The sequence below is a fragment of the Hyphococcus sp. genome (assembly GCF_965228385.1).
Taxonomy (GTDB): Bacteria; Pseudomonadota; Alphaproteobacteria; order Caulobacterales; family Parvularculaceae; genus Hyphococcus.
Window position 1 is genome coordinate 3657187 of record NZ_OZ245810.1, and the last position, 12428, is coordinate 3669614.

Annotated in this window: 17 protein-coding genes; 10 read left to right on the forward strand and 7 right to left on the reverse strand. The window is 59.0% G+C overall.

Going from position 1 to position 12428, the window contains the following annotated elements; all coding sequences use genetic code 11:
- Positions 1 to 9 precede the first annotated feature (9 nt).
- A complete protein-coding gene (gene mutY / locus ACQK2Q_RS17260) occupies positions 10 to 1113 on the forward strand; it encodes an A/G-specific adenine glycosylase (protein WP_425410987.1) in 1104 nt (367 codons plus the stop codon).
- A 128-nt stretch (positions 1114 to 1241) separates the two neighbouring features.
- On the opposite strand, the gene ACQK2Q_RS17265 is transcribed toward mutY, so the two are convergent.
- Positions 1242 to 1940 carry a COG4315 family predicted lipoprotein gene (locus ACQK2Q_RS17265; RefSeq protein WP_425410988.1) on the reverse strand — a complete coding sequence of 233 codons (699 nt, stop codon included), beginning with the start codon at positions 1938 to 1940 and terminating at the stop codon, positions 1242 to 1244.
- Between the two features lie 126 nt (positions 1941 to 2066).
- Between ACQK2Q_RS17265 and ACQK2Q_RS17270 the strand changes: the two genes are divergently transcribed.
- Complete coding sequence (locus tag ACQK2Q_RS17270; protein ID WP_425410989.1) at positions 2067 to 2627, forward strand: lipocalin family protein; 561 nt, start codon at positions 2067 to 2069, stop codon at positions 2625 to 2627.
- A gap of 80 nt (positions 2628 to 2707) precedes the next feature.
- On the opposite strand, the gene ACQK2Q_RS17275 is transcribed toward ACQK2Q_RS17270, so the two are convergent.
- From ACQK2Q_RS17275 to ACQK2Q_RS17295, 5 genes are all read right to left on the reverse strand, one after another.
- Positions 2708 to 3277, reverse strand: a complete 570-nt coding sequence (locus ACQK2Q_RS17275; protein ID WP_425410990.1) for a demethoxyubiquinone hydroxylase family protein — start codon at positions 3275 to 3277, stop codon at positions 2708 to 2710.
- 79 nt (positions 3278 to 3356) lie between these two features.
- A complete protein-coding gene (locus ACQK2Q_RS17280; protein ID WP_425410991.1) occupies positions 3357 to 4481 on the reverse strand; it encodes a site-specific DNA-methyltransferase in 1125 nt (374 codons plus the stop codon).
- A gap of 144 nt (positions 4482 to 4625) precedes the next feature.
- Positions 4626 to 5237, reverse strand: coding sequence for a ribonuclease HII (locus ACQK2Q_RS17285; protein WP_425410992.1), 612 nt, complete (start codon positions 5235 to 5237; stop codon positions 4626 to 4628).
- A gap of 78 nt (positions 5238 to 5315) precedes the next feature.
- Positions 5316 to 6029 (reverse strand): hypothetical protein, encoded by a 714-nt coding sequence (locus ACQK2Q_RS17290; RefSeq protein ID WP_425410993.1) that lies wholly within the window; start codon positions 6027 to 6029, stop codon positions 5316 to 5318.
- Positions 6030 to 6079: 50 nt separating this feature from the next.
- Positions 6080 to 7285 carry a PA0069 family radical SAM protein gene (locus ACQK2Q_RS17295; protein ID WP_425410994.1) on the reverse strand — a complete coding sequence of 402 codons (1206 nt, stop codon included), beginning with the start codon at positions 7283 to 7285 and terminating at the stop codon, positions 6080 to 6082.
- A 173-nt stretch (positions 7286 to 7458) separates the two neighbouring features.
- Between ACQK2Q_RS17295 and ACQK2Q_RS17300 the strand changes: the two genes are divergently transcribed.
- From ACQK2Q_RS17300 to ACQK2Q_RS17335, 8 genes are all read left to right on the forward strand, one after another.
- Positions 7459 to 7854: a hypothetical protein gene (locus ACQK2Q_RS17300; protein WP_425410995.1), complete on the forward strand. Its 396-nt coding sequence runs from the start codon at positions 7459 to 7461 to the stop codon at positions 7852 to 7854.
- Position 7855: 1 nt separating this feature from the next.
- Positions 7856 to 8065, forward strand: coding sequence for a helix-turn-helix transcriptional regulator (locus tag ACQK2Q_RS17305; protein ID WP_425410996.1), 210 nt, complete (start codon positions 7856 to 7858; stop codon positions 8063 to 8065).
- Complete coding sequence (locus tag ACQK2Q_RS17310; RefSeq protein ID WP_425410997.1) at positions 8062 to 8217, forward strand: hypothetical protein; 156 nt, start codon at positions 8062 to 8064, stop codon at positions 8215 to 8217. Before ACQK2Q_RS17305 ends, ACQK2Q_RS17310 begins: the two co-directional genes overlap by 4 nt.
- A 13-nt stretch (positions 8218 to 8230) precedes the next feature.
- The gene (locus tag ACQK2Q_RS17315; RefSeq protein WP_425410998.1) at positions 8231 to 8428 is read left to right on the forward strand and encodes a hypothetical protein; all 198 of its coding nucleotides are present in this window, start codon (positions 8231 to 8233) and stop codon (positions 8426 to 8428) included.
- Positions 8429 to 8496: 68 nt separating this feature from the next.
- On the forward strand, positions 8497 to 9240 hold the full coding sequence (locus ACQK2Q_RS17320) for a TIGR04283 family arsenosugar biosynthesis glycosyltransferase (RefSeq protein WP_425410999.1): 744 nt from the start codon (positions 8497 to 8499) through the stop codon (positions 9238 to 9240).
- Between the two features lie 12 nt (positions 9241 to 9252).
- Positions 9253 to 9852 carry a TIGR04282 family arsenosugar biosynthesis glycosyltransferase gene (locus ACQK2Q_RS17325; RefSeq protein WP_425411000.1) on the forward strand — a complete coding sequence of 200 codons (600 nt, stop codon included), beginning with the start codon at positions 9253 to 9255 and terminating at the stop codon, positions 9850 to 9852.
- 98 nt (positions 9853 to 9950) lie between these two features.
- Positions 9951 to 11099 carry a dipeptidase gene (locus ACQK2Q_RS17330; RefSeq protein ID WP_425411001.1) on the forward strand — a complete coding sequence of 383 codons (1149 nt, stop codon included), beginning with the start codon at positions 9951 to 9953 and terminating at the stop codon, positions 11097 to 11099.
- Between the two features lie 80 nt (positions 11100 to 11179).
- Positions 11180 to 12160, forward strand: coding sequence for a DUF3667 domain-containing protein (locus ACQK2Q_RS17335; protein WP_425411002.1), 981 nt, complete (start codon positions 11180 to 11182; stop codon positions 12158 to 12160).
- Positions 12161 to 12190: 30 nt separating this feature from the next.
- Here ACQK2Q_RS17335 and ACQK2Q_RS17340 read toward each other — a convergent pair whose 3' ends face one another.
- On the reverse strand, positions 12191 to 12385 hold the full coding sequence (locus ACQK2Q_RS17340; protein WP_425411003.1) for a hypothetical protein: 195 nt from the start codon (positions 12383 to 12385) through the stop codon (positions 12191 to 12193).
- Positions 12386 to 12428 lie beyond the last annotated feature (43 nt).

Consider the following 12428-nt stretch of genomic DNA (forward strand, 5'->3'; position numbering starts at 1 on the left):
ACACCGCGAATGGCATCCGATACGCTTGCACACAAAAACGCTGAAAAAAAATCGCCGCGAAATCTCGTCGCCCGCCGTCTGCTGCGCTGGTATGATAAAAACGCGCGCGATCTGCCCTGGCGGGTTGGGCCGAAGGCAAGACAAAGCGGCGCCGAAAGAAACGGGCGCCCGGATCCTTACGCTGTCTGGCTTTCTGAAATCATGCTGCAACAGACAACCGTTGCGACAGTCACGCCGCGATATGCCGAATTTTTAAAACGATGGCCAACGGTGGAAGACATGGCGGCTGCGCCGCTGGACGATATTCTGGGGGCGTGGGCGGGGCTTGGTTATTACGCAAGGGCGCGCAATCTGCACAAATGCGCGGTAGAGGTCGCGACGCGCGGCGGTTTTCCGGATACTGAAGAAGAGTTGAAAAGCCTTCCCGGGGTTGGCGATTATACGGCGGCGGCGATTGCTGCAATTGCATTCGACAGGCGTGCGGTGGTTGTGGACGGCAATATTGAGCGCGTCGTCTCGCGCCTTTTCGCCATCGATACGCCGATGCCGGCGGCGAAACCGGAAATAAAAGAGCGCGCAGGCGAAATCTGGCCGGCGCAACGCTCCGGTGATTTTGCGCAAGCCATGATGGATCTCGGCGCGCAAATCTGCAGGCCGAAATCGCCGGCTTGCCTGTTGTGCCCTGTTTCATCCGTCTGCGAAGCGTTAGCGCTGGGACGTCAGCCGGAGTTTCCGCGAAAGGCGCAAAAAAAGCCGAGACCCAACCGGAAAGGCGCAGTCTTCGCACTGGTGAATACAAAAGGCGCAATGCTATTTGAACGCCGTCCCGAAAAGGGCCTCCTCGGCGGCATGCTGGGGCTGCCGGGCACGGCATGGACGCCGGATAAGGCCACGGACGTTTTCACCGCCGCCCCCGCCAGCGCGAATTGGAACTATATCGGTAAAATCACGCATGTTTTTACGCATTTTCACTTGACCCTTGATGTTTATACCGCGCCCGCGCCAAAGGGGTTTCGCCGCACTGCGCAGCAGCAGTGGATCGCGCCGGCCAAGGCTAAACTCCCTACGGTAATGAAAAAGGCGGTTGGTCTCGCTTCAGAAAAGAAGCGGTGATCAGCAATCATCGCGGCATGGGCAGTAGGTGCACATGAAATAGCGCCAGCGAATTTTGTTCGCGGGTGCAAAAACGGCGGCCTTTTATAAAAGGCCGCCGCTTTTAGAATCGTGATCGCCGCAGCTTGCTACTGCGTACTGGCGACTTTCATGCCTTGCGGCGTGACAAGCGACCATTCGCCGCCAAAGCTTTCGATCTCCTGGCCTTTCGGCTCTCCTGGCGCGGCGTCGCTGGCGAAGTAATAAAGCGGCCAGCCGTCATAGGTCACATACGTTTCGCCGTTTTTCTCCATCGTATCGATCAGCGAAAGCTGAACCGCGCCTTCGGTCGCCGGCTCGCCGTCGCTGGTCACCGCAGGCCACGCGTCAAGACACTGGCCAGAGCATGACATGCGCGCCTCGCGCGTCACATCGCCTTGCGTATCGGCGGTGAAGATATAAAGCGGCCGGCCTTCGCCGTCGGCCAGATAGCGGCCATATTCATCGCTTTGCGCCACGGTGAGGGTCAGCGTTTCGCCTTCGGCCATGGCGGCCATGCTATCGCCTTCAGCGTTCATGGCGTCAGCCGCAGTCGCGTTGTCCGTATAGCCGCGATTAGCCGCAGACGTTGTCGACGCCGTGTCGCTATATCGATTATCGGCGCGATTACTATCCGCCGCACCGTCATCGCTCATAGTGTCATCGCTCATCGTATCGTTATTTTGCGAATATTGCGTGTTCGCCGCGCCGTTGTCGTTCTCGCTGTATTCGGCGTTGTCGGAACCGCCGCAGGACGCCGCAAGAAGGGCGGCCATGGCGGCGCCGGCAAATTGCATTGTCTTTGTCATGTCAGACTCCTTTTTTGCAAACTAAGCATGGTTAACACTGGCGGCCCGGGACTTGTTCCTGCAATGATTGCGCAGTCGGCGTGTTATCAGGTGAACGATGAGTCATGTTCGATGCGAGGGGACGCGATGAAGACAGCCGCGCTGCAAATTTTGACGGTAATGATGTCCGCGGCGGCGCTCGCCGCCTGCTCCAAGCCGCCGGTGAACCGCGCGGCTGACGCCGGCCCGCTGGAGACCGCCAATGATGTAGATATCGATCGCTATCTCGGCCGCTGGTATGAAATCGCACGTTTCCCCAATAATTTCGAAAAAAACTGCGAGGGCGTCACCGCCGAATACGGCCGGCGCGAGGACGGTCTTATTTCTGTGACGAACACTTGCCGCAAGGGATCGACGGACGGCGAAAGGCAAGTCGCGGAAGGCCGCGCGCGCATCGTCGATGAAACCACTAACGCAAAACTGGAGGTCAGTTTCTTCGGACCGTTCTGGGGCGACTACTGGATTCTCGATCTGGCGGAGGATTATTCGCTATCGCTGGTCGGCGAACCGCAAGGGCGGTATTTGTGGATATTATCCCGTACGCCGACGATTTCGGTCGAGACCCGCGCGGACGCGCTGAATACGCTGGAAGAGATGGGGTATAACACGGATGCGCTTTACTGGACGGAGCAGCCGCCTGCAAACTAGAGCAGTCGACTATTGCTGACTTAACCCGCAATTCAACTTAAATCCGAATTGTCATTCTAGACACCGGATCAAATCCCGGATCACGACTTTGAGAGCTTTGCGCGTAACCTCAAAGAATCTCCGCGCGTTGAAACAAGAATGAGGGTTTCCGTAGCCAGTGAAACTACGCTGGAAAGCAGTTTCGCAAAAAAGGAATTCGAATTGTGCTGTCGTTCCGCCGCTTCAAGATGCTGATCTTCTTCACTCAGAATGCATGAAACAGTCTCTGCAAGCTGCGGGTCATTGGTTCTGAGAAAAGCAATCTGTTCGACAAGATGCCCGTGGACAGTGCGCTCTACTGCAGCGGTGCAGATCATCACGCCGGACTTGCCGAACAGGCTGGTGATCCAGCCGAGTACGGCGCCGCCGTGTTTCCAAACGTACATGGCTCTGCAAGGTTTCGCATTGCGGGCCGGCATCGCGTCAAGAAAGGCGGCTCTGTGCTGGATCTCATGACTGAGCGTTTCTTCCAGCCAGGGCAGAATTTCAGGATAGCGTTTTTTCGCTCCGGCGATTTGGGATGAATATATCGCTACAGCCCCGTGCTCGCCGGAGTGATTGACACGTAAAAGACGGCGGATGATGCGTGAGGTGTCTTCGTCCGAATGCATATTGCCAAATTACTTGGCTTGTGACGTTTGGCAATCATCCGATCTTGAGGGCGAGTAAGGGAAGATGCCTGCGGGCGACTCACCCCGCCATGCTTTTGCGGATCTTGTCGCGCAAAAAGTCGATGGGCTTCAGGCCCGTCTTTTCTTCATAGTGCCAATAGGTCCAGCCGTTGCACGCTTCGGCTTTCTGCACGGCGGCGCCGACCTTGTGGATCGAGCCCTGAATTTCCGTCTCGCCGTCCTTGACATAGAGCGAGCCGTCGGCGCGCACTTTCGCCCGGTGGTTCTTGTTGCGCGAATAAAGGCTCGCGCCCGGCTTGATCAGTTTCGTTTCAATCACCTGGCCGAAGGGCACGCGCGGCGCCGCTTTCGGCGAAGGCTGCGTGACAAGGTCGTCGCCCGCCAGCGGCTTGACGCGTGCGATGCGTTTTTTCGCCGCCGCGATATAAGTCTTGTCGCGTTCCGCCCCGATGAAGCGCCGCCCCAGATATTTCGCCGCCGCGCCAGTGGTGCCGGAGCCGAAAAACGGGTCGAGCACCACATCGCCTGGATTGGTCGAGCCGATGAGGATGCGGTAGAGCAGCGATTCCGGCTTTTGTGTCGGGTGGGTTTTTACGCCGTCCGCGCCCTTGATGCGTTCATTGCCGGTGCAGATCGGCAATTCCCAGTCGGATCGCATCTGTAAATCGTCATTGGCGGTTTTCAGCGCGCGGTAGTTAAACGTGTATTTCGATTTTTGATCGCGCGCCGCCCAGATCAGTGTTTCATGGGCGTTGGTCAGGCGCGTGCCGCGAAAATTCGGCATCGGGTTGGTCTTTCGCCAGATGACATCGTTCAAAATCCAGAAACCCGTATCCTGAATAGCCGTCCCGACACGGAATATATTGTGGTATGAGCCGATCACCCAGATCGCGCCATGCGGCTTTAAAACGCGCCGCGCTTGCGTCAGCCATTCTCTCGTGAATTCGTCATACGCCTTGAATGAATCGAACTTGTCCCAGTCGTCATCGACGCCGTCGACGCGCGAATTATCCGGGCGCGTTAAATCGCCGCCAAGCTGCAAATTATAGGGCGGGTCGGCGAAGACCAGATCGATGCAGGCATCGGGCAGCTTCTTCATCGCCGCGATGCAGTCGCCCGCAATAATCTTGTCGAGAAACGGTTCGACGGTGTTTGCCGCCGTGTTTTTCTTTTTCGCCGGCATGGTGTCGCCCCTCGCTCGCGCAGCCCGTAAAAACTGGAGCGGCACTTTGAGTCGGCGCGATTCCGCCGTCAAGCCTTAAGCGGAATGTTTCAATGGAGTCAGCGCGTTAAGAGGTTAGTAACCAAGGTTAACGCAGCCCCGCAATCAAGAGTCCGCATACAACATATTGTGGATGGGTGCGAAACTTTTGCGATGATGTGGTGTGACGCCAAAAGCCTCCAGTCCCGCCCGGTGCGCGGGCGCGCCGTAGCCCTTGTTTTTTTCCCAGGCGTAATGCGGATGGTCAATCGCAAGATCGCGCATCATCCTGTCGCGCGCCGTCTTGGCGATGATCGACGCCGCAGCGATGGAAAGCGATTTTGCGTCGCCTTTCACGACCATTTCCGTACGTGTTTTCAGTTTCGGTTTTTGCGAGCCGTCGACTATGCAGACGCCGGGTCTGCGCGCGAGCGCGGCTTCGGCGCGCGCCATGGCGAGGAAGGTCGCCTGCAAAATATTCAGCGCATCGATTTCCGCAACGCTGGCGACGCCCACGCTTACAGTCGCGCGTGCGTAGATATCGGCGGCGATCGCCTCGCGGCGCTTTTCGGCGAGCGTTTTGGAATCGCGCAAATCCGCCGGAACATTGTCGCGGTCGAGGATGACGGCGGCGGCGACAACCGGTCCCGCCCATGGTCCGCGCCCCGCCTCGTCAATGCCGGCGATGAGGCCGGAATAGGTGTTTTCGATTTCAAATGAGGGCGTGACGGCGGGCATGATCGTATCCTTAAGCGACAAGGCTTTCTGCCGCGAGTCGCGCCAAACCAAAATTCGCCGGAGGCCTACGGGTTAAAATTACCCCATGGAGAGATCGAATGCAGCCTTATAGCTGTCGCCATCCTTTTTAACGTCGAGGGTCAGGGCTTTCAGCGCGCGGCTGTCGCCTTTGATGACAATGTCGCGGTCGGGTCCGATGGGGTTCGGCCCGCGCGACGCATAAGGCGCAGTTTCAAAAACCGCGGTTTCGAGATCGCGCGGGAAATAAAGTTGCGTCGACATCGCCGTCCAGTCCAGATCGGGCATGACCGCGCGCGCATGAATATGCGGCAGACGCGGCACGTACCAGCCCGGGATGATCGTGGTGAAGCGCGCGACGCCGTTTTCATCCGTAACCTGACGGCCGCGCAGGAAGGATTCGCTGGTGTAATCCGCGCCCGGGCCCGTCATGCGCAGCGAATTCAGATCGAAATTCGCATTCACGAAACCGGCGTAGCGCCCAATGGCGTCACATTGCCAGATATCGACAACAACGCCCGGCGCCGGCGCGCAAGCAATCGGCTCCGTAACCTTGATATCGAGCTGCAGGACTGCGCCCTGCAATCCTTCGCGAATGTCGGAACGCAACGGATTGTCGGCGGTGATGTATGGCCCCGGCGTCTGCAGCACCGTCGGCCTGCAGGCGTCGCTCGGCATCACGAGCGTCTTGTCGCTTTTCGCTAATGCAAAAGTTCCGGCGGTGGTTGAAAACATCAAACCGCCGGCGCCGGCCACAAATCTTCTTCTGTCCATGTCGATCGCCCCCTTGAAAAGATGACGATTATAGCACGGCTTTTTGGATTTTACCCGAATAAATCCATCTGCCCGGAAACCTCCGCCGGCACGCGAAACAGCGACAAATCGAGGGGCGTGCGTTCGCGGTCGAAGCCAAGGCGCGCGCGGGCGCGGGCGTTGCGCTGGCCGATGAGCTTGGCGTAGGGCGTCTTGATTTCGCGCCCGCGCGACCAGTGCGGATCGTAATCGCGCCCGCCGTTCATCTCGCGAATATGGCGCATGATGCGCTTGGCGCGGGAGGGCGCAAAGGTCTCCAGCCATTCCTGAAACAGGGGCGAGACTTCAAGCGGCAGGCGCAGCACCGTGAAAGCGGAAAAACTTGCGCCGGCCTCAGCCGCCTTTTCCATGATGCTTTCCATTTCGTCGTCATTGAGGCCGGGGATCATCGGGCCGGTCATGACGCCCGTTACAACGCCGGCGCCGACAAGTTGCCGGATCGCCTCGAACCGCCCATGCGGCGCCGAGGCGCGCGGCTCCATGGAGCGGGCGAGCGCTTTATCTTCGGTAGTGATGGAAATCATCGCGCGGGTCAGGTTTTTTTCCGCCATGGGCGATAAAATATCAAGATCGCGGGTGATGTTCTGGGATTTCGTCAGTATGGTGACGGGATGATTGAAGCGCGAAAAAACCGTCAGGATGCCGCGCATGATCTGGAACTTGCGCTCGATTGGCTGGTAGGGGTCGGTGTTCGTCCCCATGGCGATCACCTGCGGGCGGTAATTTTTATCGGAAAGCTCCTTTTCCAGCAGTTTGGGAGCGGACGGTTTGGCGAACAGCTTCGATTCAAAATCGAGACCGGGCGACAGGCCCATATAGGCGTGGCTCGGCCGTGCGAAACAATAAATGCAGCCATGCTCGCAGCCGCGATAGGGATTGATCGACCGGTCAAAGCCCACATAAGGCGAGTTGTTGAAGGTGATGATCTTTTTCGGCTTTTCCAGCGTCACATCGGTGCGCAGGGGCGCCAAGTCTTCGTCGCTATCCCAGCCGTCGTCGAGATCTTCGCGCCGGTCCTTTTCATACCGGCCCGACGCGTTTGACCGCGCGCCGCGCCCCTTTCCCTTGGCGGCTCCCTTGATGCTCGCCCGTTCATCGGCTGGCCCCTGAATGGCGGCGGGGGCGGCGTCCCGGGCGGAGGAACGCTGGTCAGCCTGGTCTTCCCCCATTTTCGGGCGGCGAGGCGGGGTAAAGGAAAGGTGCGCGGCGCGGGCCATGGCCGGACGCTATCACCGGAACAGAACAAAGCAAGAACATTTTTTCCTCATCTTACAATGACAAGGACACTTGACAGCGCGGGGACGCCGCCTTATGTCAAAGCTACTTGACAATTTTCTGGCGCGAAAGCGCCGCCGGCAAAGCGGTTACAGATCAGAAAGGGGTGCGGAACATGTCCGAACGCATCAAAAAAGCCAGGCGCCGTCACATGGTTGAACTGTTTTCGGTGATGGCGGTTTACGTGGCCGCCGTATTCATCGCCGGCAGCCTTGCGCGGATTCTGGATAACGGTCCGCTGCTCGCCTTTGTGGCGCTGGTTCCGGCCATCGCTATCGCTGCTGCGTGTTATGTCATGGTGCGTTTTTACAGGCGCATGGATGAACGCCAGCAACGCATTCAGGCGAACGCGGCGGCGGCGACGCTGGTGATCGCGATTGTCGCATCGTCCGTACTCGGCTTTCTGAAGACCTATGGCGTCTTCGCCTATGAAGACGATTTCATCTGGTTCACGCCGTTTCTGATTGTCGTGTGGTCGCTCGCGCGCCGCTTCATGGGCGATGATTGCTGAAATGGAGAACCGCTTGAAAGCGCTGCGGGCGCAGATGAAATGGTCGCAGAGCGACCTGGCGGAAAGGCTGGATGTTTCGCGCCAGACAGTAAACTCCATCGAGCGCGGCAAATACGATCCGTCGCTGCCGCTGGCTTTCAAAATTGCGAAAGTGTTTGGAGAGCCGATTGAGGCGATTTTTACGCCGGATGAAAAGGAGGCTGAAGCATGAAGAAGAATATGGGATTGGCGATCGGCGTGGGCGCAGGCGTTGGCGCGGCCACGGGCGTCGCGCTCAACGACATTGCCGTAGGCGCAGGCATTGGCGCGGCGGTCTTTGTTGCGTTTCTGTTCGCCGGACGGCGAGACGGCGGTAGTGAATAAAGGAGAGAGAAAAATGCAAGAACCAGGCAAAAAAAGAACCAGCATGGCGCTGATTGCGCATGCTATTTTATGGGCCGGCGCGATGCTCGGGCTGCCGGCTATTTTCAAGGATCAGGCATGGGCGGAGAACATGTTTCTCTGGCTTGTTGCGGGTTTTATTTTTTCGAACGGTTTGTTGTTGAGCATGCTGGGCCATAACCGCCGCTGCTAGGCGGCGTTCACGATATTTCTATCGCACGGCGAGGCGACAAGCGCGCCGGGCGCCGGTAACTAGATGGCATGATCTCTGTCGTCATCCCTGCGCTCGACGCCGAAGCGCGTCTCGCCGAATGCCTGAATGCGATCGTTCCCGCTGCAATGATGGAGCTTGTGCGCGAAGTGATCGTCGTCGATGGCGGATCGCAGGACAAAACGGTTGAAATCGCGGAAGGGTTCGGCGCGCGCGTTATCGCCGCGCCGCAGGGCCGCGGCGGTCAACTGATGGCCGGGGCGCTCGCCGCGAAAGGCGAATGGTATTTGTTCCTGCACGCGGACACCGTGCTGGAGGGGGGCTGGGACGATGAAGCGCGCCGGTTTATTGATGCGCACCCTGACAAAGCGGCTGTCTTTACGATGCGGTTCGATACGCAAGGGGCTGCGCCGCGCATTGTCGCCGCCGGCGCCATGGCGCGCGCGCGCATTTTCAGGACGCCTTATGGCGATCAGGGGCTGTTGATTTCAAAAACGCTCTACAATGAAACCGGCGGTTATGCGGATTTGCCGCTGATGGAGGATGTGGACTTTATTCGCCGGCTCATCCGGGTGAAAGGGCGCGGCGCGCTGCACATCTTGCAATCAAAAGCGCTGACATCCGCTGAACGCTACGCGCGCGACGGCTATGCTCGCCGGGTGATGAAAAATGCGGCGATCTTGATGCGGTATCATTTGGGGAGCAAGCCGGAGGCGCTGGCCCGGGATTATGATGGCAAAAAAAAGAAATCTCATGAGACGAAAAAACAGCTGTCTTCACCCCAAGAAGGCTGAAATAGAAAACCGATGCGCGAAACTGTCTATATCTTTTTGAAAGCGCCGGTGGCGGGTCGGGTGAAAACCCGTCTCGGGGCGGTGGTCGGCATGGGGCGGGCCGCGGCGTTATTCCGTATCATGACGGACTGGACGATCGCCGAAGCGCAAAAAGGGTCGTGGGAAACAGTGCTCGCGGTCGATCCGCCCGCTGCGGCGCACAAGCGCGCGCGTTTCTGGCCACCGCGTTTTCGCCGCGTTGCGCAAGGGCCGGGCGATCTCGGCGCGCGCATGGCGCGGATCTTTCGCACCGCGCCGCCCGGCCCGGTCGTGATCATCGGGGCCGACGCGCCGGGTCTTCGCGCGCGGCATTTGCGCGAGGCGTTCAAACGCCTGCGCGGCGCCGACGCCGTCTTCGGGCCGGCGGCGGACGGCGGATTTTGGCTTATCGGCCTCGCACGCCGCCGCGCCGCGCCGGACCTGTTCGACAGCGTCAGATGGTCGAGTGAACATACGCTCGCCGACACGCTGAAAACGCTGCCGGAAAGTTTCGATGTGCGCATGCTGGAAACGTTGCGCGATGTGGACGAGGCGGCGGATCTTGAAACGGCGATGTTTCGAGGGCGGCGTTGATTCCCGCCAGAAACGCGCTTTTTGCAGATAGAAATCAATATCCATGTTGACGCTGTAAAAAACCCGCAGCACGCTCATAAAAAACCGGGAGGGCGTTCATGAGATGGATTGCTTTGGCGATCGCGGCGCTGATTATTGCCGGCGCGGCTGTTTTCTACGGCGTCCTGCCGCAGCGCTTTGACCGTGAAAATAATGCGGTCATCGATCATGCGCCGTATGAAATTTCAGACCGCGCTCGGACCTTGCACGATACTATTCCAATTGCTGATTTACATTCAGACCTGCTGCTCTGGCGGCGCGATCCGCTAAAGCGCCACCAGCGCGGTCATACCGATCTGCCGCGGCTGCGCGAGGGCGGCGTGGCGCTGCAGGTCTTCACCGCGGTCACCAAAACGCCGCCCGATCAGAATTACGACGAGAACACGTCGGACAAGGATGCGCTCACCTTGTTGATGGTCGCGCAAGCCTGGCCGGTGCGAACGTGGAATTCGATTTACGAGCGCGCCGCCTATCAGGCATCGCGTCTCGACCGGCTCGAAGCGCGCGCCGGCGGCGATTTCATCTTTGTAAAGACAAGCGGTGATCTGCGCCGCGCGCTTGACGCAGGCGCGCTGGCCGGCGTTTACGGCGTGGAGGGCGCGCATCCGCTGGAAGGCGAAATTAAAAATCTCGACCGGCTTTATAATGCGGGGCTGCGCGTCATGGGACTGCAGCATTTTTTCGATAACGCGCTTGGCGGCTCGCTGCACGGGACATCGGAAGCAGGGCTATCGGCGTTCGGCGCGGAAGCGGTGGACCGCGCCGTGTCCAAAGGCATGATTATCGACGTCGCCCATTCATCTGAGGCGGTCGTGCGCGATGTGCTGGCGCGCAGCGAAAAGCCGGTGATCGTCTCGCATACAGGCTTAAAGGGCCACTGCGACAGCCCGCGCAATATTTCCGATGAAACCATGACAATGATCGCCGATCATGGGGGCCTTATCGGCGTCGGGTTCTGGGACGCGGCGGTGTGCGAGCCGACGCCTGCGGGTATCGCCGACGCTATTCTTTACGCAGTGGCTTTGCTGGGCGTCGAACATGTGGCGCTGGGGTCCGATTTCGACGGCGCGGTGACAACGCCTCTCGACGCCTCAGAACTGGCGGCGATCACGCAGGCGCTTATTGATGCGGGCGCTGACGATGCAACGATCAGCGCCGTGATGGGGGAAAACGCGGTGCGCTTTTTTCTTGAACATTTGCCCGGCTAGCGCGCGCCTGATCTGTCATAAAACGTTCCTCTTGCGTGAAAAACGGCGTAAAAGCCTTCCGGGCGAAGAGGGGCGAGGGCATGGGCGCGAAGCAATTGCAAAGCGAGTGTCAGAACGATCATACAAAACTCATGGGCGCCTTTTGTCATACGTGCGGGCAGCGCGCCGACGAGCCGCGCCGCGCCGTGATCGGGCTTGTTCAGGATATTTTTGTCGATACGCTCGCCATTGACGGCAAACTCGCACGCACGATCTGGCTGCTGTTGTCGAGGCCGGGGCGGCTCGCACGGCGGTATCTCGACGGCAAGCGCGTGCGCTATTCGCCGCCTTTCCGGTTGTATCTGTTCGCAAGCGTGTTCTTTTTCATCATCGCGTTTTCATTAACGGCGCTGGAGAACGGAAAATCAGAAGAAGAGGCCTCCGGCGCTGCTAGCGCATCGCTGGAAGAGCGGCTTGCCGAAATGGAGGCGATCGACCCGGAAGGGGCCGCCGAGTTGCGCCGCGCCCTCGAAGAGGCCGATGAAGCCGACAAAACAGCAGACGGAGCGCTGAGCGAAGGCGCGTCATTCGAGGAGACGCCGTGGGAAGAGGCCGACTATAACGGTCCTGACTGGCTGGAACCTTATCTGCAGCGTATTTACGCCGCCGGCCAGTTCGCCGTCCACGACCCCCGTCTTTTTATCGCCGAAGTGCGCCAGAATTTGCCGCGCACGCTGTTGCTTGCGCCCGTTGTCTACGCGCTATTGCTCTTGCTGTTATACGCCTACCGGCGAAAATACTACGTGTACGACCATTTTGTCGTCAGCCTTTATATGCATGGCGCGCTCTACACATACTTGCTGATAGCGATGCTGATCGCGCAGATCCCGGGCGTCAGATGGCTCGCCGTGCTGCCGCTCGCCTGGGGGTGGCTGCAGCCGTTTCTTGTGTTCCGGCAGGCATATGGATCGGGCTGGATATCCGCCTTTTTGAAATGGGCGGTATCCGTCACCGTTTATCTCGTTCTGTTAACGCTGATTATTACGCTGGGGCTGACCTATAGTCTTTACAGGACCGGATGAAAGGGCGCTTGCAAGGGCAAGCGCCGCTCACTATTGCGCCGCGGCGCAGGCGGTAAAGCATTCCTCGAACATGCCAGGCTCCGCTGCGCCCGTGGCGAGCGCGGCCGGAATGGCGACCGCCATGGCGGCGAGGCCGATCACAACATAAAGCGCCGTCATCGCCGTTTTTGGACCGACTTTGACGGATGGGGCGGCGTAATCCGCCGGATGGGAAACAACAGCCATAATATACTCCTTCAAGCCTGGTTTTTTGGGCCGGAGACACATC

Bases quoted from the DNA above. Each gene is read 5' to 3' on its own strand.
- mutY (WP_425410987.1), top strand. From the start codon at position 10: ATGGCATCCGATACGCTTGCACACAAAAACGCTGAAAAAAAATCGCCG.
- ACQK2Q_RS17270 (WP_425410989.1), top strand. From the start codon at position 2,067: ATGAAGACAGCCGCGCTGCAAATTTTGACGGTAATGATGTCCGCGGCG.
- ACQK2Q_RS17275 (WP_425410990.1), bottom strand. From the start codon at position 3,277: ATGCATTCGGACGAAGACACCTCACGCATCATCCGCCGTCTTTTACGT.
- ACQK2Q_RS17340 (WP_425411003.1), bottom strand. From the start codon at position 12,385: ATGGCTGTTGTTTCCCATCCGGCGGATTACGCCGCCCCATCCGTCAAA.
- ACQK2Q_RS17305 (WP_425410996.1), top strand. From the start codon at position 7,856: ATGGAGAACCGCTTGAAAGCGCTGCGGGCGCAGATGAAATGGTCGCAG.
- ACQK2Q_RS17280 (WP_425410991.1), bottom strand. From the start codon at position 4,481: ATGCCGGCGAAAAAGAAAAACACGGCGGCAAACACCGTCGAACCGTTT.
- ACQK2Q_RS17290 (WP_425410993.1), bottom strand. From the start codon at position 6,029: ATGGACAGAAGAAGATTTGTGGCCGGCGCCGGCGGTTTGATGTTTTCA.
- ACQK2Q_RS17295 (WP_425410994.1), bottom strand. From the start codon at position 7,285: ATGGCCCGCGCCGCGCACCTTTCCTTTACCCCGCCTCGCCGCCCGAAA.
- ACQK2Q_RS17330 (WP_425411001.1), top strand. From the start codon at position 9,951: ATGAGATGGATTGCTTTGGCGATCGCGGCGCTGATTATTGCCGGCGCG.
- ACQK2Q_RS17325 (WP_425411000.1), top strand. From the start codon at position 9,253: ATGCGCGAAACTGTCTATATCTTTTTGAAAGCGCCGGTGGCGGGTCGG.
- ACQK2Q_RS17300 (WP_425410995.1), top strand. From the start codon at position 7,459: ATGTCCGAACGCATCAAAAAAGCCAGGCGCCGTCACATGGTTGAACTG.
- ACQK2Q_RS17335 (WP_425411002.1), top strand. From the start codon at position 11,180: ATGGGCGCGAAGCAATTGCAAAGCGAGTGTCAGAACGATCATACAAAA.
- ACQK2Q_RS17315 (WP_425410998.1), top strand. From the start codon at position 8,231: ATGCAAGAACCAGGCAAAAAAAGAACCAGCATGGCGCTGATTGCGCAT.
- ACQK2Q_RS17310 (WP_425410997.1), top strand. From the start codon at position 8,062: ATGAAGAAGAATATGGGATTGGCGATCGGCGTGGGCGCAGGCGTTGGC.
- ACQK2Q_RS17285 (WP_425410992.1), bottom strand. From the start codon at position 5,237: ATGCCCGCCGTCACGCCCTCATTTGAAATCGAAAACACCTATTCCGGC.
- ACQK2Q_RS17320 (WP_425410999.1), top strand. From the start codon at position 8,497: ATGATCTCTGTCGTCATCCCTGCGCTCGACGCCGAAGCGCGTCTCGCC.
- ACQK2Q_RS17265 (WP_425410988.1), bottom strand. From the start codon at position 1,940: ATGACAAAGACAATGCAATTTGCCGGCGCCGCCATGGCCGCCCTTCTT.